10 protein-coding genes are annotated in these 18,990 nt (G+C 34.0%); all 10 read right to left on the bottom strand.

Annotated features, from left to right (window positions below):
* Positions 1 to 3 precede the first annotated feature (3 nt).
* On the bottom strand, positions 4 to 2,358 hold the full coding sequence (locus U5A88_RS09145; protein WP_354205754.1) for an ABC transporter permease: 2,355 nt from the start codon (positions 2,356 to 2,358) through the stop codon (positions 4 to 6).
* Positions 2,359 to 2,387: 29 nt separating this feature from the next.
* Positions 2,388 to 4,709, bottom strand: coding sequence for an ABC transporter permease (locus U5A88_RS09140; RefSeq protein WP_354205753.1), 2,322 nt, complete (start codon positions 4,707 to 4,709; stop codon positions 2,388 to 2,390).
* A gap of 24 nt (positions 4,710 to 4,733) precedes the next feature.
* On the bottom strand, positions 4,734 to 7,154 hold the full coding sequence (locus U5A88_RS09135; RefSeq protein ID WP_354205751.1) for an ABC transporter permease: 2,421 nt from the start codon (positions 7,152 to 7,154) through the stop codon (positions 4,734 to 4,736).
* A gap of 126 nt (positions 7,155 to 7,280) precedes the next feature.
* Positions 7,281 to 9,680, bottom strand: a complete 2,400-nt coding sequence (locus U5A88_RS09130) for an ABC transporter permease (RefSeq protein ID WP_354205749.1) — start codon at positions 9,678 to 9,680, stop codon at positions 7,281 to 7,283.
* A gap of 93 nt (positions 9,681 to 9,773) precedes the next feature.
* Complete coding sequence (locus U5A88_RS09125; RefSeq protein ID WP_354205747.1) at positions 9,774 to 12,164, bottom strand: ABC transporter permease; 2,391 nt, start codon at positions 12,162 to 12,164, stop codon at positions 9,774 to 9,776.
* Between the two features lie 11 nt (positions 12,165 to 12,175).
* On the bottom strand, positions 12,176 to 12,919 hold the full coding sequence (locus U5A88_RS09120) for a head GIN domain-containing protein (protein ID WP_354205745.1): 744 nt from the start codon (positions 12,917 to 12,919) through the stop codon (positions 12,176 to 12,178).
* 106 nt (positions 12,920 to 13,025) lie between these two features.
* The gene (locus U5A88_RS09115; RefSeq protein ID WP_354205743.1) at positions 13,026 to 15,458 is read right to left on the bottom strand and encodes an ABC transporter permease; all 2,433 of its coding nucleotides are present in this window, start codon (positions 15,456 to 15,458) and stop codon (positions 13,026 to 13,028) included.
* Positions 15,459 to 15,470: 12 nt separating this feature from the next.
* Positions 15,471 to 16,166: an ABC transporter ATP-binding protein gene (locus tag U5A88_RS09110; protein ID WP_354205742.1), complete on the bottom strand. Its 696-nt coding sequence runs from the start codon at positions 16,164 to 16,166 to the stop codon at positions 15,471 to 15,473.
* 233 nt (positions 16,167 to 16,399) lie between these two features.
* The gene (locus U5A88_RS09105; RefSeq protein WP_354205740.1) at positions 16,400 to 17,647 is read right to left on the bottom strand and encodes an efflux RND transporter periplasmic adaptor subunit; all 1,248 of its coding nucleotides are present in this window, start codon (positions 17,645 to 17,647) and stop codon (positions 16,400 to 16,402) included.
* A gap of 1 nt (position 17,648) precedes the next feature.
* Positions 17,649 to 18,965, bottom strand: coding sequence for a TolC family protein (locus tag U5A88_RS09100; protein ID WP_354205738.1), 1,317 nt, complete (start codon positions 18,963 to 18,965; stop codon positions 17,649 to 17,651).
* Positions 18,966 to 18,990: the final 25 nt, after the last annotated feature.

Raw genomic sequence — 18,990 nt, 5'->3', positions numbered from 1 at the left:
ATACTAACCTTCTCTCAAGGCGTCAACTGGATTTTTATTTGCAGCACGAATAGCTTGGCTCCCTACTGTTAATATGGCAACTAATAAAGCCACGACGCCCGCACCTAAAAAATACCATATTTGTAAGGGGATTCTATAAGCAAAACCTGAAAGCCAATTATTAGCCAATAAGTAAGCTATAGGTAGTGCAATTACAATTGATATCAAAACTAATTTCGCAAACTCGCTAGATAACATTACGGTAACTTGCGATGCCGTTTGGCCTAATACTTTTCTAATGCTTATTTCTTTCCTTCTTCTTTCGGCGGTAAAAATAGCCAATCCGAATAAGCCCAAACAGGAGATAAGAATTGCCATACCCGCAAAATATTTTGACAAAGTAGCCACACGTTGTTCAGATTCATAAAGAGCGTTATAGTTTTCGTCCAAGAATTCGTATTCGAAAGGAAACCCGGGATTAAAGGTTTGATAAGCCTCTTGGATTTTGTTGATAGCCTCTTTTTCTTTTCCGGCCTCGATACGTACCATAACTTTGTTTACTTGGGGCATGATAGCCATGAACAAAGGTTCTACTCTATCATGTAATGATTTAAAATGGAAATCTTTTACGACTCCTATTATTGGTATTCTACCTTCAACAAGTTTATCGATGGGGTCTTTCAAACCCATAGCTTTTATTGCCGTTTCGTTAAATATCATTCCGATGCTGTCCCCAAAAGCCCTATTAAAACCACGCCCAGCTATTATTTCCATATCCATAGTTTCAATAAAATCATAATCTACCCCTACAATCTGAAAGTTTGTCTCATTATCAGGATCCTTCCCTTCCCACTCCAAAGAAGTACTCCAGTTGTGACCAACCATGCTATGTGTAGTACTTGATGCATTTTTTATTCCCGTTGATTTTTTTAGTTCTGCCAAAAATGTCGGCAACTTTTCTTTTATCTTACCTTCAGCCTTGAAATAGACAATATTATCCTTATTATATCCTAAATTTTGATTTTGGGCAAATTCAATCTGCTTATAAACTACGATAACTGATACGATTAAAATAATGGAAAGAGAAAATTGAATCACTACCAATCCTTTTCGCGTCCATAATTCTCCTAGAGATTGATTCAGCTGCCCTTTTAGAACAGTTAGAGCATTAAACCCTGAAAGATAAGCTGCAGGATAGCTTCCTGCAATGATACCTGTAAACAAAGTTATACCAAGTGTTATGGAAATAAGGTTTAGGTCAAAACTCAATGTTAATTGTTTTCCGATTATCGTATTGAAATGCGGAAGAAAAAATGCTACTATTATCAATGCAATAATTAGAGCGATAAAAGACATGAAAATTGATTCACTCAAGAATTGGAATACAAATGACTTACGTTTTGCACCAACAGCTTTCTTAACTCCAATTTCTTTTAATCTTTTAGAAGCTCTTGCCGTTGACAGGTTCATGAAATTGATACAAGCAATAATCAATATTAAGATGGCAATAATTGTGAATAGTTTTACATATTCAATTCTACCGCCAACTTGTTTCCCATTCTGGTATGTTCCGTGTAAGTAATGTTCTGAAAATGGAATCAAAATTGATGTTCTTGGGTCATTTTCATTTCTTTCTTTTCTGATTTTTGCAACTTTCGTTTTTAGTGCATCGATATTGGCTCCTTCCTTCAACATCACATATACTTGAGGTCCAGTACTGTTCCACCTATCTGTATTTATCGAGTTCCAAGGTGCTTCATCTTTATAGGCCTTATCCGACAGCACGAAATCGAATTGCATTGTTGAATTGGTAGGTGTACCTTCGAAAATTCCTGAAACTTGGAATTGTCGTTTTTTTTCATATTCTATGGAACTCCCTATGACGTTCTCAGTTGTCCCAAACAACTTTAACGCCAAATCCTTGGAAATAACTATAGAATTCGGATCCGCTATTACCTCTTTTTTATCCCCTTGGATTAAATTAAAGGAGAATATATTGAAATAGTCCTTGCTTACCAGTTGCCCTAGTGCTTTTAGATTTTTGTCCCCAACCGATAAGACGTGCTTACCGAACCAGTCTGGCTGAATAGTGGTAGCGGCGTATTCCACTTCAGGCATATTTTCTACTAAAAACTCCGCCATTGGAGCCGAACTTTCGATCATTGTTTGCACACCATCACTAAACTCTACATTCTCGGCTACTTGATAAATGCGGTCATGGTTTTCATAGAATTTATCCACACTCAACTCATCTTTTATCCAAAGGGCAATTAACAAAGCACAGGCTAAACCACTGGATAGGCCAATTATATTGATTAAAAAAGAACTTTTTTGTCTTTTAATATTCCTAAAGAAAAGTAAGATGTTGTGTTTTAACATGATTTCTATATTTTTAATTAATTCTTTTTTTACTCATCTTTCAACGCCTCCACTGGATTAGCCATAGCTACTCTAAAACTTTGCAAACTCACAACAGCTGATGTAATACCAACTACCATAATTAGTAAAAGAAAGAATATCCATACTGAAAAAGAAACTTGATATGCAAAATTTTGCAACCAAACACTTACAACATAATAGGCCATGGGACTCGCTAATATAAATGCTAAAACAATCCATTTCATAAATGATTTATTTAGCATCCAAACGATTTGCTCAGATTTTGCACCATTTACCTTACGGATCCCAATCTCCTTTGTCATTCTAGCCGTTTTGTTCATAACCATACCTAAGATACCGATTAAGGCTATCAAAATAGCCATGATAGTTAGTGCAAAAATAGATTTACTTAACCTTAAATCATCACCATATAATTTATCTTGAACAGTATTGGCATAATTTTCAATATAATCTGGACCGACAGGATGTTCACCCACGGTTTTTACTATTAAATCTAAAGCATCATCACGATGTCCATTAACGTAGCGTACAATGTAACTAGCTCCATTTGTTTTTGAATATGTAAGTGCTAAAGGCCTTATAGGTTTTTTGAACGATTCAAATTTAAAATCATTCATAACTCCAATAATAGTCCCTAAATTAGTTTCTACTCCAATAGGATCTTTTAATCTTAATTGTTTAACTGCTGTTTGATTAATGATAATTCCTCTTTTTTTAGCTTGCGGCTGTAATTCAAAAAAATTTCTGCCTGAAACTAAAGGAATTTTATAGGTTGGAATATAATCTTCATCTCCGTAAATCATTTCCATTGTAACTTTAGTAGATTTATTAGACACTAGATTTACATCTGTCCATGCATTACCTCCAGCTAATGGTAAAATAGTACCCATAGTCACTTTTTCAATAAAACTTGATTGAGACACTTGGTCTTTTAATACAGTAATGTCAATTCGCATTGAAGGAAGTAAGATTAAGTTATCTTCCTTATAACCCTTATCAGAGTTCAACATAAACTGAATTTGTTGATAAATGCTTATTGAGAAAAACAACAAGAACACAACACCCGCTGTTTGAATGAAAACTGCGTTATTTTTTAAAAAGAAGTTGTTACTTTTCTTAACTCTACCATTTTGTAAAACATGAATGACTTGAAATTTATTAATATAATTTGAAAAATAGAGTCCAGATCCAATCCCAGTTGCTCCTAAAAGTATTGCTGAAAAACTTATAAATCTAAGATTAGTATAAAAGCTGGTTGATAAATTGCTCTGAGTGAATTCATTAAACCAAGGCAGTATTACTGTCATGAATGACAATGCCAGAGAAGAGGCAATTAAACTATGAATTAACCCTTCACCAATAAACATTTTCATTACACCTATTTTTCCAAAACCATTAGTTTTTCTAATAGCAATTTCCTTTAATCTACGTTCGGTAATAACCGTGTTGAGTAATAAAAAATTGGCTAAAGATATGAGCAATATTAAGCCGCCAATAGATGCGTAAATAATCACTTTGTTAATTGATCCTGAATCACTTAAACTTTCGTTGTAATCAGAAGAATGGAGATGAATTTCTGTTAAAGGTTGTAGTAAGAAATCAATATCATCATTGGGAAAATTATCATTGGATACCGCTTTCATTTTTTCAGATATAAGAATGGGGTCAGTATCTTTCGTTAGTAGAAAAAGGCAAGAAAAACGAGCAACTGAAAAATCTTCTACTTGTTTCTTATAACCCCAATAATTCTCAATTGGGATAATCATGTTCGGTTTTAATGATGACTTTTTTGGAAAGTTCTTGTATACTGCAGCAATCACATAACTCTTTTCCTGTTCCGTACCTTCATTTAGTATTATGGATTGACCAGCTACATGAATACTTTTTAAATGTTTTAAGGCGAATTTTTCGGAAATAATCAACTTGTCAGGATTTTGAACAAAATCATCAAAACTCCCTTCTAAGAGGTTAAAATCAAGAACTTTTACAATATCAGTTTGAGCATAATATCCCCCTTCTATGGTACTTTCCTTTATATTTCCATATGCTGTACTGAAATTTATTACTTCTTCTATTTCAGGAATATTTTCTTTAAAGAGGATTGTTTTTTTAATATTTAAAATTTCCCCAACATTATTAGTGCCCATATCTTTTTCTAAGACCCTAACTATCTGTTCTTGTTTGCTATTAAAACTATCATACCCCGTTTCTTCCAATACATATAACAATGCAATAAACGATATACTTAAGCCAAGACTTAATCCAAATAAATTGAGTAAACTATAAGGACGTTGATTCCATATGTTCCTGAAAATTAATTTTATTCTCATTATTATAAAGTTTAATTTAAGTTGTTATTCATCCTTCAGAGCCTCTACTGGGTTTGCAACAGCCGCTCTAAAACTTTGCCAACTTACTGTTATTAAGGCAATAACCAACGCTGCAATACCCGCTAATGCAAAAATCCACCAACTTATGGTTGTTTTATACGCAAAACTTTCCAACCATTTGCTCATAGCATACCATGAAATAGGAATAGCCATAATAAATGCCAACCCGACCCATTTTACAAAGTCCTGATTTAATAGTTTTAGAATTTGACCAATAGTAGCACCATTTACTTTACGGATACCTATTTCCTTTTTACGTTGAATACACGTATAAGAAGTCAGTCCAAAAAGTCCCATTGAGGCAATAAGTATGGCTAATATGGTAAAAATTTGAAATGCGGAACTAAATTTTTCATCTTCGTTATATTGTGCTTCAAATTTCTTATCCAAAAAAGTATAGTTAAAGGTACTTTGTGGAAAGACTTGTTTCCATTTATTCTCTATATCAGTTATAACAGCCGTATAACCTAAATTGGAAGACACCTTATTGTTAAATTTCACCAAGAGGTTGTTACTGCTATTATGATGTATCATAATTATTGGCAATACGGAACTTTTTAACCCAAAATGATGATAATTTTCAACAACACCTGATATAGTCCAATCTATTCCGAAAAATTTTGCAATCTTACCAATGGCGTCATTTGGGTTGGTAATTTCCATTTCACGCATGGCAGCTTCATTTATAATTATAGTTCTACTTTGACCCTTTGCATTAGGAATAAATGTGCTTCCGCCAAGAAACTTAATTCCTAGTAAATCAAAATAATCAGGTTGTGTGGTGTAGCTATAATAGACCTTCCGGCTATCTTCGGTTCCATTTGGATAGGTAAGCCCTACAAACGAATTTAATTCGTCAAAACCACCACCTGGGTAGGTTTGGGTTCTTGCAACAGCAGTTACAAAAGGGAACTTTTTTACTTCATTTTCAAGCGTTTTGTATTTATCTCTAACTAGTGAGTCCGATAATTGAGAAAGAAATTCGCCATTGAAACTAATCGTTTCATTCAAATTTGCCCCAATAGGTTGTTTTTGTAAAAAATTAATCTGTTTTGTCACTACAATGGTTCCAATCAATAAAATGATTGTTGCCATAAATTGTAGAATGATTAATCCTTTACGAATATTTAGTCCGCTTGCCGAAGTTCTCACTTTTCCTTTCAATGCCTTGGAAGGAGAGTAACCACTGAGCAACAGAGCAGGATACAAACCTGCCAGCACCACACCCAATACAAGAATTCCGATAATTGGTAAAAGCTGTGCCATGACGGAAGTCTGTAACATCAATTGACTGCCAGTAATATTATTGTAGACAGAAAGCATAAAAATCGTTAAGACCACTGCTATCACTATGGCTATAAAATTTAATACAATAGATTCTGATAGCGACTGTAAAATTAACTGAACCTTTTGAGCTCCTGCTACTTTTCGGATGCCTACTTCTTTTGCTCTTTCTAAAGACTTTGATGTAGAAAGGTTAACATAGTTAAGCCATGAAAGGACTAGAATTATAAATGCAATTGCTGTCAAAAATTTAACCCTGCTTAAACTACCTCCAGCTTCTGCTTCATAAGGTTTGTTAGAATGTAAGTGAATGCTTTCTAACCGCTCTATATTATATCTTTCATCAGGGTCATCTTCAAAATCAGAAGCAATTACTTTATTTTTCAACAAGCCGTAGTTCGCATTTTCATCTACATTTAAGTAAGTGTAAAAATTGCAATGTCCCCAGTTTAATGCTACCTGCTCTTCGGAGGCAAACCAATTGTCAAATGTCTCCATTGAGATTAGAAAATTGGTTTTCATATGAGTATTATCGGGTATTTCTTTTAAAATTCCAGTAACCGTTAATATGGCTTCTTCACCATTATAAAATGCCGATATGGTTTTATCCATCGGATCTTCATTGCCAAATATTTTTTTTGAAAAACTTTCAGTTAGCACAATGGTATTAGGTGCTTTTAAAGCAGTTTCTTTTGACCCCTTTAATAGAGGGTAGTTAAAGATTTTGAAATAAGTAGCGTCCGCCAATGAGCCTTTCTTGGATTCAAATATTTTTTCATTGATTTTAAAAGTGGTCTTTTCTAAACGATACAACCTAACTTGCTCTTTTACTTCAGGGAATTCTCTCTTTAGCGTTGGGCCGATAAGGTTTGCAGTTTGGGCATCTGCGGGTTCAAAAGTATCTCCTTCTTTAGCATCCATAAATACACGATAAACATTTTCAGAACCTTCAAATGTATCATAGCTCTTTTCATAGCTTACATACAACATAATCAGCATAAATGATGTAATGCCAATTGCTAAACCTGCAATATTGATAAAGGAATACAGCTTATTCTTAAATAAATATCTAAGGGCAATTTTAAAATATAATTTGTACATGATTTATTGTTTTGTAAAACCTGCAAGGCCTTGTTTTAATCTTGTTGGTTTAAGATTTAATTTTGACTTCTCATTTTAGACCAACAAGGAGGTCGCTTTCGCGACAACACTTTGCAGGTCTTCGTTTTATTCTGTTCTAAGACTCTTTACCGGATTTGCTTTAGCCGCTTTTATGGCTTGAAAGCTTACGGTCAATATGGTAACGGCTAATGCTCCAATGACAGCAAGTGCAAAAATCCACCATTCTAAAATGACACGATACGGATAGTTTTGTAGCCATCCGTTCATTATGTAATAAGCTATGGGAATAGCTATAAAACAGGAAATGATAACCAGTTTTAAAAAGTCTTTTGACAACATATTCCAAACATTGAATATGGTAGCTCCCAACACTTTTCTTACACCTATTTCTTTGGTGCGTTGCTCGGCTACAAATGAAGTCAATCCGAAAAGTCCAAGGCAACTGATTAAAATAGCCAAGGCTGTAAAAATGCCCGATAACGTTCCAATACGCTCTTCCGAGGCAAATTTTTTGCCATATTCCTGGTCTATAAAATCATATTGAAAAGGAATGTCTGGAAAATGTGTTGTAAAAACGTTTTCTACTGTAGCTAAGTTTTTACTATTGCTTTGCTCAGGGTTTAACCTTAAGTTATAAAAGCTTCCGCCATTCCATTTATCGAAAACATACATCCCTTGTTTTATGGGTTCGTAGGGCGATTGTGTAATCATATCGTCTATTATCCCAATAATTTTCAGCGGTGTTTCGGGATCTTCTTCGTTCGCATCTTTTATAAACTTTCCAACGGGATTTTTAAGTCCCATATATTTTACAGCGGTTTTGTTGAGTATTACGGCGTTGGAGTCTGTAGCAAATTCCCTTGAAAAATCCCTACCCTCGATAATTTTCCAGTTCAATGTTTTACCATAATCGTATGAAACCGTTGTAAATGCTAAGTCTTCTTGAAAACCTTCAGGCTTTCCTTCCCATGTAAAACCACTTCTGTTGGACCATATTTGGGTGGTCGGACTACTGGATGCCGACATTTCCGTTACAGCACCAGAGTTTAAAAATTCACTTCGCATTAAATCATATTTCCCTTCAAAGTCTTGGCTATAGGTGGGTATCTGAATTAATCCTTCTTTGCTATAACCAACCGGACGGTTTTTGGCATGATTGATCTGTTGCATCACAATGACGGTTCCTATGATAAAAGCGACCGAAACCGTAAATTGAAGTACCACTAAAATTTTTCTTGGTAGACCTGCATATTTACCGGATTTAAACGTACCTTTTAATACATCAACAGGTCTAAAAGAGGAAAGGTAAAGTGCGGGATAACTACCTGCCAGCAAAGCGGTAACTAAAATAAAAAGTAACGAAATGAACCAAAAAAGAGGGTTGAGCCAAGGGAATACAATTTCTTTTTGTGCCAAATTGTTAAATCCGTCCAAAGACAATAAAACAAAAATGACCGCAACAAAAAAGGCGAATACGACCACCAAGAAAGATTCGCTCAAAAATTGATTGATCAACTGACTTCTTTGGGAGCCGATCGATTTTCGGATACCCACTTCCTTCGACCTCTTTTCGGATCTGGCCGTACTAAGGTTCATAAAGTTGATACAGGCCAAAAGCAGCACAAAAGCACCTATTATGCTGAACAGCCAAACATATTTTATGCGTCCTCCTACTTGTTTACCGTTCTTAAAACTGCCCCTTAAATACCAATCTTTCATTGGGAACAAAAACAATTGTGGATTATATTCTGCAGTATCTTCATTTAACTTCTTTTTTACATCTTTAATAGTTGTAGATACTTTGTCCATGTCAGTATTATCTGCCACTTGTACAAATAGCTGAAAAGAATTGTTGCCCCACTGGTCTTCTGAATTTTTTACCCATTCTCTTGAAGCTACATACTGCTCCCACGGAATAATATAGTAGGTATCGTTAAATGAGGTGTTTAGAGGAAGGTCTTTATAAACAGTAGTTACCATTAAATCGTCCTGATTCCTAACCTTTACTACCTTACCTATTGGGTCTTCTTTTCCAAAAAGAGCGTTAGCGACCGATTCCGAAAGCATGATGGAGTTCAGTTCTCTTAGACCGTCTTTTTCTCCTTTGATAATTTCCAGATTTAGCATGTCTGGAGCTCCTCTTTGCATATAATTTCCAGATCTATAAAGACTGGTTTCTCCATACTTTAGGTAAATTTTATTTGTCCATGACGACATTATTAAATGCTTAAAGTTGTTTCCATATTCATCTCGTAATGCTTTTTCCAACGGTCTGGGAATGGCAGGTCCTGTGCCTATGTTATTATTAAAAGTTTGAGATTGATAAACCTGAGCTATTTTGCCTTTGTTTTTAAAATAGTTGTTGTGCGAAAGTTCACTTTGGACCCAAAACCCAATGATTAACGTTACGGCCATACCCAAAGCCAGTCCGCCAATGTTAATGGCTGAATACCCTTTGTTTTTGGCCAAATTTCGCCACGCTATTTTTAGATAATTTTTATACATGATTGTTTATATTTTTAAATATTTCATAAAATCGCCTCTCACCAGCTGGCTCTTTCACTAAAAAAATCTACGACCTTTTTTATAGTTCAGCCCTTATTCGGTTCTTAAACTTTTTACTGGATTGGATAAAGCAGCTTTTACTGCCTGAAAACTTACTGTAACTAATGCGATGGCTATGGCTAAAACTCCTGATAAGGCAAAAATGTACCAGCTTATATGTATTCTGTATGCAAAACCCTGTAGCCAACCACTCATAAGCCAAAAGGCAATTGGAAATGCAATGATAAGTGCTACCATAACAAGCTTTAAAAAGTCCATAGATAGCATTTGGGTTATTCCTATGATAGTTGCTCCTAGTACTTTTCGAATACCAATTTCCTTTTTTCGCTGTTCAGCGGTAAAAGCAGCTAGACCAAAAAGCCCTAAGCAGGCTACAAAAATGGCCAAAATGCTAAAGATAAAGCCTAACATTGCAGTTTTACGTTCTTGAGCATATAATTGTTCTATATTTTTATCTAAAAAGAGATATTCAAAAGCCGAGTCTGGTATTACTTTACTGAAAACAGACCCTAACTGATCCATCGTACCAGTTAAGGAATTACTTTTAAAGCGTACCAATGCAAAATTTTTGGATTCAGTTCGTCTATTATGAAAAGCATAAGCTCCTATGGGTTGGTGAAGTGATTCGAAGTTAAAATCATCTACAATACCCGTAATATATGCATTGCCTCTAAAACCTCCTATTAATACTTTTTTACCAATCGATTCTTCGGGAGTATATCCTAAATAATCTAAAGCCGTTTTATTAAGTATAACTTCTGTTAACGTATCACCTTCTTGTTTTACCAAGGGCAAGGTTTTTCCAGCTAGTAATTTTAACTTTAACAGATTAATAATTTCTGAATCTGCACGGTTCGTTCGGATTTGAAAACCATTTTCATCGTTTTCATTTTTGAACAGCATGCGACCACTTACCGTAACACCCGGAAAACCTTGAGCCATTGCTACATCTGAAACCATACTTAATGATTTAAACTCTTGGACCAAAGCATCTTTTTTATTATTCTCTTGAACTGCAGTAGTAGAAATAGCGACTACATTTTCAGAATTAAAACCTAATTTTTGATTTTGCATAAATTGCAATTGCTTATAAATAACGATTACCCCTACAATTAGAATTACGGATGCTGCAAATTGTAAAACCACCAAACCTTTTCTAATATTGACTACACCCTTACCATTTTTATTTGCCGATGTTAAAGCGGCTTTAGGTGAAGAACTTGACAAATAGAATGCAGGATATGAACCCGCTATAAGTGTAGTCAACGTCCAAAACAGTAATAACCCAATTAAGATTTGAGGCGTAAACAATAGCGTAACGCTTAAATTTTGTTCAGTTAAATTATTAAAAAGCGGAATAGCCAAGGCGGAAATAAAAAGACCTATTATCAGAGCTATCAAAGTTATCAATCCCGTTTCTGAATAAAAACGTATTATTAAACTTTTAAATGATGCTCCCAAGGTTTTATTGATACCAACATCTTTAGACCTTTTTTCAGACTTAGCTGTCATCAAATTCATGTAGTTAACACAGGCAATAAGTAATATTAGCATAGCTAAAAAAGAGAGATTGTTTATTTCATCAATATCTCCAACTCTTTTACTATATGAATTTGAGTAATCAGTAGAATATAAATGTACTTTTTCTAACGGCTGTAGCGAAAAAGTAAACCATTGCCCTTCTTTATCAACATTTTTATCTAATAATGATTGTAGTTGACTTTCAGTATTTGATGGTAATACATTTTCATCTAGTTGTAAGTAAGTCTCAAAACTAGAATTACCCCAACTTGGATTTTTGGCGGCAAATGTTGAACTAAATGAAGCTACGGCATTGCAATGAAGCGTACTGTTTTCTGGAAAGTCTTTAAAAACTCCTGTTACTTCTAGTTGTTTTTCATTATCAATGAGTATGGTCTTTCCCATTGGATTTGAATCTCCAAAATATTTTTTTGCAGTACTTTCAGAAATTGTGACTGTATTCGGTCTATTAATAGCAGAAGCTTTATTTCCTTTTAAAAATTCAATATTAAAAATTTCAAAAAGCTCAGGGTCGCACCAATACAATTCTTTTTCTAAAAAATTAGTGTTATTTACTTTAACAAAGGCAGTTTCTCCAAAACCATGTTTTAAAATCCTGGCAGCATATTTAACCTCGGGCATATCATTTTTTATCGCTGGTGCTAATGCGGCAGGGGCCGTACAGTAGATTTTGCTATCATAACTTTCACCAGTATTTACTAATACGCGGTATATATTTTCTTTGTTTTTGTACATCGAATTATAACTACGTTCATAAGTAATAGAAAGGAAAAGTAAAATAGTAATTGCTAAGCCAATTGCTAGCCCTAAAATATTAATGATTGAAAACATACGATTGGTTTTCAAATTCCGCCAAGCAATTTTTAGATAGTTTTTGAACATATTTTTATTTTTTATTCTGAAATTCTCTGAATTGTCGCTTCTCCTATAATAATTCCATTATTCACATCAGGATTTCCTTTATAAGCAATTGTTGCCTCGCCATAAGCTGTTATTTTGAGATGTTTTGAAACATTTACTCTGTAACTACCTTCACCATAAGCAGTTATTTTTGTGCTTTTATTTGTTACACTGAGCGTGTTTATTTTTGCTTCGCCATAACCTGTAAATTTTTGATGACCTATATTTCCTTCCTTAATAACTATATAACTCTCTCCGTACATAGTGGTTCGCAATGTTTTTAAATCTACTTTATTGATTGTGATTTTAGATTCGCCATAAATTTTTAATCGAAAATCGTCTTGAACAATTGGACTTTCACAAATAAACTTTTCTTCACCACGCAAAGACAATTCGTCAATATTTTTATAAGTTACTGTTGCAGTTACAATAGTGCCTTTGTATAAAGAACGTCTTCTTTTTTTACCGTCTTTATTGTACTTTTCATTTCCAGTTACTTCTTTTGCACCTTCCAAATAGATTCGCAATGTTTTACCATTTACTTCAATGTTCAGTTTATTTTTATCAACTGAACATGTTTCTATTTGTACACTTTCGGTATCTCCTTGAACAAAATTTACTGAGATATGAGGACTCACAATTACTTTGTCAAATTTTTTGACGGTTGTTGTTTCTGATTGGGCAGTAACGGTACTTATAGTTATAATGGCTGATATTAAATAGATTAATTTTTTCATTGTTATGATTTTTTATGTTACTCCTGCCCTTCGTCTTCGCTCTGGATAAACTCCGGCAGGAATCTGTTAAATTTTATTACTGAGTTTCATTAACCTTTTAGGGTCTTTATTCTGTTTTTAAACTTTTTACGGGATTTACAATCGCTGCTTTAATACTTTGATAACTAACCGTTAAAATTGCAATAGCCACGGCTAAGATTCCTGCCAAGGCAAAAATCCACCAACTAATCTCTATTCGAAAGGCAAAATCTTGTAGCCATCTATTCATGGCATACCAACCTAATGGTATTGAAATAAGAACTGCAATACCAACCAGTTTAAGAAAATCGACTGTTAATTTATAGGTAATTTGGCTTACACTCGCCCCTAAAACTTTTCTTACACCAATTTCCTTTGTACGCTTTTGGGCATTAAAAGCTGCCAGACCAAATAAGCCTAAGCAAGCAATCAATAGAGATAGAATAGTAAAAGTAATGAAGATACTTCCTAAGCGTTTTTCCTCTTTATAGGTTTCATTGAAAGAATCATCCATAAAATAGTAACTAAATAGCTGGCCAGGAGCAACTTTGTTCCATTTTGCCTCAATATTAGATAAAGTTTTTGTGAAGTCTCCTGAATTTAGTTTTATGGCCATTGCACCATATGAATCCCCTATGGTTAAGCTCAATGCACCAATATCGTTCTTTAAACTTTCAAAATTGAAGTTCTTTATAATTCCAATAACCGTATAAAAAGTGGGGTTTTCTGATTCCAGATCACGTGACAGCCTCGCACCAAGAATTTCTTTTGGTGTTGAACCAAAAGTAGCAACGGCAGATTCATTCAGGATTATCGCCGTTGAATCAGCACGCATTTGCTCGTCAAAATCACGTCCTACCAAAATTTCCATGTTCAAGGTGTTTATATAATCAAAGTCAACCCTCCAAGTTTGCATATTAATTGCGTGGTCTTGGTCTGCAATACCATCTTTATAGAAAGTAGTATTATTTCGCGAAGAGGGAATAGGTAAAAATCCACTTAGGGTTACATTTTCTACCTGACCTAATTGCTTTATTTCTTCTTTTAAAACTTTTACTTGGTTTCCTGCCGAATATACATCTTCAATAAGTAAGACTTGATCTTTTTTAAAGCCTAAATCTTTATTTTGAATATAATCTAATTGTTGAAAAACAACCAAAGTGCTGATAATTAAAAAAACAGATATTGCAAATTGAAAAACAACTAAAGAGTTTCTAATATTACCTCCACCGACTTTACCTGTGTCGGTTCCTTTGAGTACTTTAACAGGAATAAACTGAGACATAAAAAATGCAGGGTAACTTCCAGATAATAATGTTAACAATCCCGTGGCTGTAAATAATAAGATCCAAAAAATAGGATTGAGAAAGGGAATTGAAATTTCTTTTCCAGAAAGTCCATTAAAAAATGGTAAGGCCAAATAGGCTAAACCAATGCCTAAAAGAAGAGAAAGCAACGAAACCAACCCTGATTCTGTTAAAAACTGATGTACCAAATCTCGTTTATTGGAGCCCAAAGTCTTGCGAATACCAACCTCTTTGGCTCGTTTTAAAGAATGTGCTGTAGAGAGATTCATAAAGTTGACACTGGCCAATAAAATCAAAAACAATCCTATAAAAGAAAGGATATATAAATTCTGCATAGAATTGTTCGCACTCATTTCATTTTCTCTGTTAGAATATAAATGAATGTCAGTTAAGGGTACCGTACTAAAATTAAGGTAGTTGCCTGAAGCTTTGAATTCCGCTACGGTAATACCCGGAAAATATTTTTGTGCAAAAGGAATAATATAAGTACCTAACATTGATTGTAATGGAGCTTGAAGATCATTTATATCTGCACTAGGTATTAACTTGATAAATGTATAGTAGTTGTGACTAGTCCATTCATTATCTTGAGCATCGTCATACCCAGCCATAGCAACAAAAACACTGTAATCTCTAAGAAAAGAATTTTTAGGAAGGTCATCTATAATACCATCTACAGTATAGATATCATCATTATCTAGTAATAGTGTTTGACCAACGGCATCATTCAATCCAAAATGTTTTTCGGCGGCTGTTTTAGTTAATATTACAGTATTTGGTTTTGTAAGAGCTGTTTTGGTGTCTCCAAATAGTAGCTCTATTCCAAACATTTCAAAGAATGAATGGTCAACATAAGTGGTTTGAGACTCTTTTACATTTTTTTTTACATCACTTCTTCTAAGAAGCATACTTCCTAAGTCTCTAAATCGTGTGGTGCTTTCTATTTGAGAAAAATCCTTTTTCATAGTAGCTGCCATAGGAGCGGAAACCTCTCCTAAATTACTAACTTCTCCACCAAATTTAATATCTACATTAATCCGATGTATTCTGTCTGAATCTGTAAACATTTTATCAAAGCTAAATTCATGATAGATGTATAAAGAAATTAATAAACCGCCAGCAATACCTATGGCAAGGCCAAAGGTGTTAAGGAATGTAAAAAAGGGTTGCTTTTTTAGATTTCGCCACGCTATTTTTAGATAGTTTTTTAACATGATACTTAGTTTTTAAATCTTCGCTACAAAAGGAGTATTTTGACTTTCAGTAACAATTTGTCCGTCAAAAAGATTGACAACTCTGTGTGCGTAGTGTGAATCTCTGTCAGAGTGTGTAACCATTACTATAGTAGTACCCTCTTGGTTCAGTTCCGTTAATAAATTCATTACCTCAATTCCATTTTTAGAATCCAAATTACCTGTGGGCTCATCTGCTAAAATTAATTTGGGATTGGTCACTACCGCTCTTGAAATAGCTACACGTTGCTGCTGACCACCAGATAATTGTTGTGGAAAATGTTTTTCACGATGTGCAATTTTCATACGTTCTAATACGACTCTTACTTTTTCTTTGCGTTCGCTTTTATTCATTTTTAAATAAATTAAAGGCAACTCTACATTTTCATAAACCGTAAGTTCATCAATTAAATTAAAGCTTTGAAATACAAAACCTAAATTACCTTTACGTAGATCTGTTCTTTGACGTTCTTTTAAACCACCTACTTCATGACCGGCGAATTGGTAACTTCCTTCAGTTGGGTTGTCTAGCATTCCGATAATGTTTAATAATGTGGATTTACCACAACCTGAAGGACCCATAATGGCTACAAATTCTCCAGAAGCTACATTCAAATTGACATTATTTAACGCCAACGTTTCAACTTCTTCGGTTCTGAAACTCTTTTTTAAATTTTCAATTTTTATCATTTTTTCGATTTTTTATATTAAACACTAGACTAAAACACCCCTAAGGGCTTCGCTCGGTAGCTTCAAAACAAAATACATTTTGTTTCTCACTAATCCTCAAGGGGACAATTTTTCTAAAAAGGTTTGTTAGCCATGCTATATTTTTTTAATTAACTTATTATCTGTTCCCCTCCTTCTGCATGTCGCCATAGCTTTAGCAGAGGCACTAGGAGGGGCTAGGGGAGGCCTCTTCTTTATTTCAACACTATCCTTTCAGCTTCTCCAAAGCTATCATAATTGGAAGTGATTACTTTTTCACCAGCTTCCAACCCTTCTAATACTTCATAAAATCTTGAGTTTTGTTTTCCAATTCTTATAGAGCGTTTAATGGCTTCATCACTATCATTAACTACAAAAATCCACTGACCTCCAGTACTCTGAAAAAAACTTCCTTTTGGTAATAAAAGTGCTTCGTTTGATGCTCCTAATTGTAGTTTTATATTGTAGGTTTGACCCGCACGAATAGTTTCTGGTTTTTCTTCGGTAAAAACAAGGTCTACCTTAAATTTTCCATTTCTAACTTCAGGATAAACTTTTCTCAGACGTAGTGGGAATTCTTTTCCATTACGCTCTAAACTAGCTGATAAATCTCGTTTTACACGATCTATATAATGTTCATCAATAGTGGCCTCAATTTTAAAATCTGTTAGCACATTTATTTGACCAATTCGCTCGCCCTGACCAATACTTTGGCCAATTTCAGCATCTAAAAAGCCCAATTGTCCATCAGCTGGGGCACGAACATTTAAATGATCTAACCGTTCATACACCATTGATAAAGTTTTACGCATACGCTGTAAATCCGTATCTAGTCCAGATAATGAGGTCTTTCGCATTTTATCATCCTGTTCCGTTTGTAGCTTCACAATTTCGTGTTGTTTTTTTGAAAGTTCATAGTTTTCCTTAGAAAGTAAATATTCTTCTTTTGAGATAAGCTCTTCCTTATATAAAGCTTCATTCTGTTCAAAATTACGTTTGTTTTTTGTCAGATCGTAATCTGCAGTAGCAAGAGATTTTTTACCACTTACTTGTCTAGAATCAAATTCTAATCTTGTAGATCGTAAATTATTTTCCTTCAATGCCATATTACTTTCGCTCGCTAAAATTTGCTCATACAGTCCCATATTTTCTAGCTTTAGAATAATATCTCCTTTTTTGACCATAGTACCCTCTTCAATTAGTTTCTCACTAACTCTACCACCTTCATATGCATCCATATAGATGGTAGAAATGGGTGCAACGGCACCGTTAATTGTTATGTAGTCATCAAATTTTCCTTGAGTAACTTCGGCAACAGATAATTTATCTTTTTCCGTTCTAAAGGTGGACATTGAGTTACTAAAAATTAGCTTCCACCCCACAAATAGAAGTAGTAAACCTAATGCTACATAGCCATAATGCTTTGGTCTTAGTCCTTTTTTCTTTTCAAGTTTTATATCCATTTTACTTATTTCTTGTTAAATTAAAAACTGGTAATCCTTTATAAAAATCTAATGTTTTTTCTGTTACTTTCAACTGTAATTTTACTTGTAAATTTTCGTTTTGTGCTTTAGTGTATAAATTTTTTGCTTGATAGAGTTCTATCGAACTTATCATCCCCTTTTCATATTTTTTTTGTGCAATAGAAAAAGACAATTCTTGTGCTTTCATTTTTTTTGTGCTTTGCTCAACTTCTACACTGAATGATTTTTGGTCCTGTACCAATTGTTGAATCAGTTTATAAAGTTCTTGTTTTTGTATATCTAAACTGTTGTTAGCTCCTTGTAGTTCTATTTTTTGTTGCTTGATATTTGAACGATTAGCCCAACGGTTAAAAATTGGGATATTCAGAGAAACACCTACATATTTTGAAGCATTGTCCTTAAATTGAGTATTAAAAGCAATAATTTGGTTTGCATCGTCAACGTTTGTTTCGTAATAACCAGTGCCATATCCAGCAAATAGGGAAATTGAAGGATATAAATTTCCTCTTGCAATGGCAACTTCTTTTTTTGCAGCTTCAGTTCTCAGTTTTTCCGCTTTAATTAGTGGTATAAAATTTGTCGCAGTATTATAAACTGAATCCGTTTCTATAGTTAAGTTGTTGTTTTCTGCTTCTGACAATTCGCTTAAAGCAGTATTTATAGTAATTGTTGTCTCTCCTTCTAAATTCATCTCTTGAATTAACTTCAATTGAGCCGCTTCCAAACTGTTTTTACTTTGAGTAACTGCTAATTGATCCGTTAACAATACAGATTCAGCTTCGTACAAGTCGGCTCCAGCTTTCAAACCCAATTCAACTTGTCGCTTCACTAAATTGTAATTTGTTTGAGAAATTTCTGCTTGTTCTTCCGAAATAATCAAAAGACCTTCATAAAACCGAATGTCATAAAAAGCCGACATCACTCTGAAAGCCAATAAATATTTTTGCTGCAGTACATCTTCTTTTGCCGCTTTGTAAAGTAGTTTTGAAGCCTTTATGGAATTTATCTTCTGAAATCCTTGAAAAATATCAACCGATGAACTTAACGAATAATTATTTGAGAAAAAATCGGTATTAATAATGTCATTAGTAAAATCATTAACCGAGCGTCCATAACGAATATTATAATCTGCATATCCATTTAGATTAGGTAGTAAGTTACGAATAGATTGCTTGTAAGTTTCTTTGTTAGCGTTACTATTATATTTAAAATTATTTAATGCTAAGTTATGCTCAATAGCATAGGCCACACATTCATCCAAAGTCCAAGCTTTTTGGGCAGTAATGGATTTTACCATTAGAAGACAAAGGGATAAAATAATA

Origin of the sequence: Aureibaculum sp. 2308TA14-22 (assembly GCF_040538665.1) — a bacterium.
Lineage (GTDB): Bacteria > Bacteroidota > Bacteroidia > Flavobacteriales > Flavobacteriaceae > Aureibaculum.
This window is presented reverse-complemented; position numbering and strand designations above follow the sequence as displayed.

Coding starts and splice junctions, on each gene's coding strand:
- U5A88_RS09130 (WP_354205749.1), bottom strand. CDS start 9,680: ATGTATAAAAATTATCTAAAAATAGCGTGGCGAAATTTGGCCAAAAAC.
- U5A88_RS09135 (WP_354205751.1), bottom strand. CDS start 7,154: ATGTACAAATTATATTTTAAAATTGCCCTTAGATATTTATTTAAGAAT.
- U5A88_RS09120 (WP_354205745.1), bottom strand. CDS start 12,919: ATGAAAAAATTAATCTATTTAATATCAGCCATTATAACTATAAGTACC.
- U5A88_RS09105 (WP_354205740.1), bottom strand. CDS start 17,647: ATGGATATAAAACTTGAAAAGAAAAAAGGACTAAGACCAAAGCATTAT.
- U5A88_RS09115 (WP_354205743.1), bottom strand. CDS start 15,458: ATGTTAAAAAACTATCTAAAAATAGCGTGGCGAAATCTAAAAAAGCAA.
- U5A88_RS09100 (WP_354205738.1), bottom strand. CDS start 18,965: ATGGTAAAATCCATTACTGCCCAAAAAGCTTGGACTTTGGATGAATGT.
- U5A88_RS09145 (WP_354205754.1), bottom strand. CDS start 2,358: ATGTTAAAACACAACATCTTACTTTTCTTTAGGAATATTAAAAGACAA.
- U5A88_RS09140 (WP_354205753.1), bottom strand. CDS start 4,709: ATGAGAATAAAATTAATTTTCAGGAACATATGGAATCAACGTCCTTAT.
- U5A88_RS09110 (WP_354205742.1), bottom strand. CDS start 16,166: ATGATAAAAATTGAAAATTTAAAAAAGAGTTTCAGAACCGAAGAAGTT.
- U5A88_RS09125 (WP_354205747.1), bottom strand. CDS start 12,164: ATGTTCAAAAACTATCTAAAAATTGCTTGGCGGAATTTGAAAACCAAT.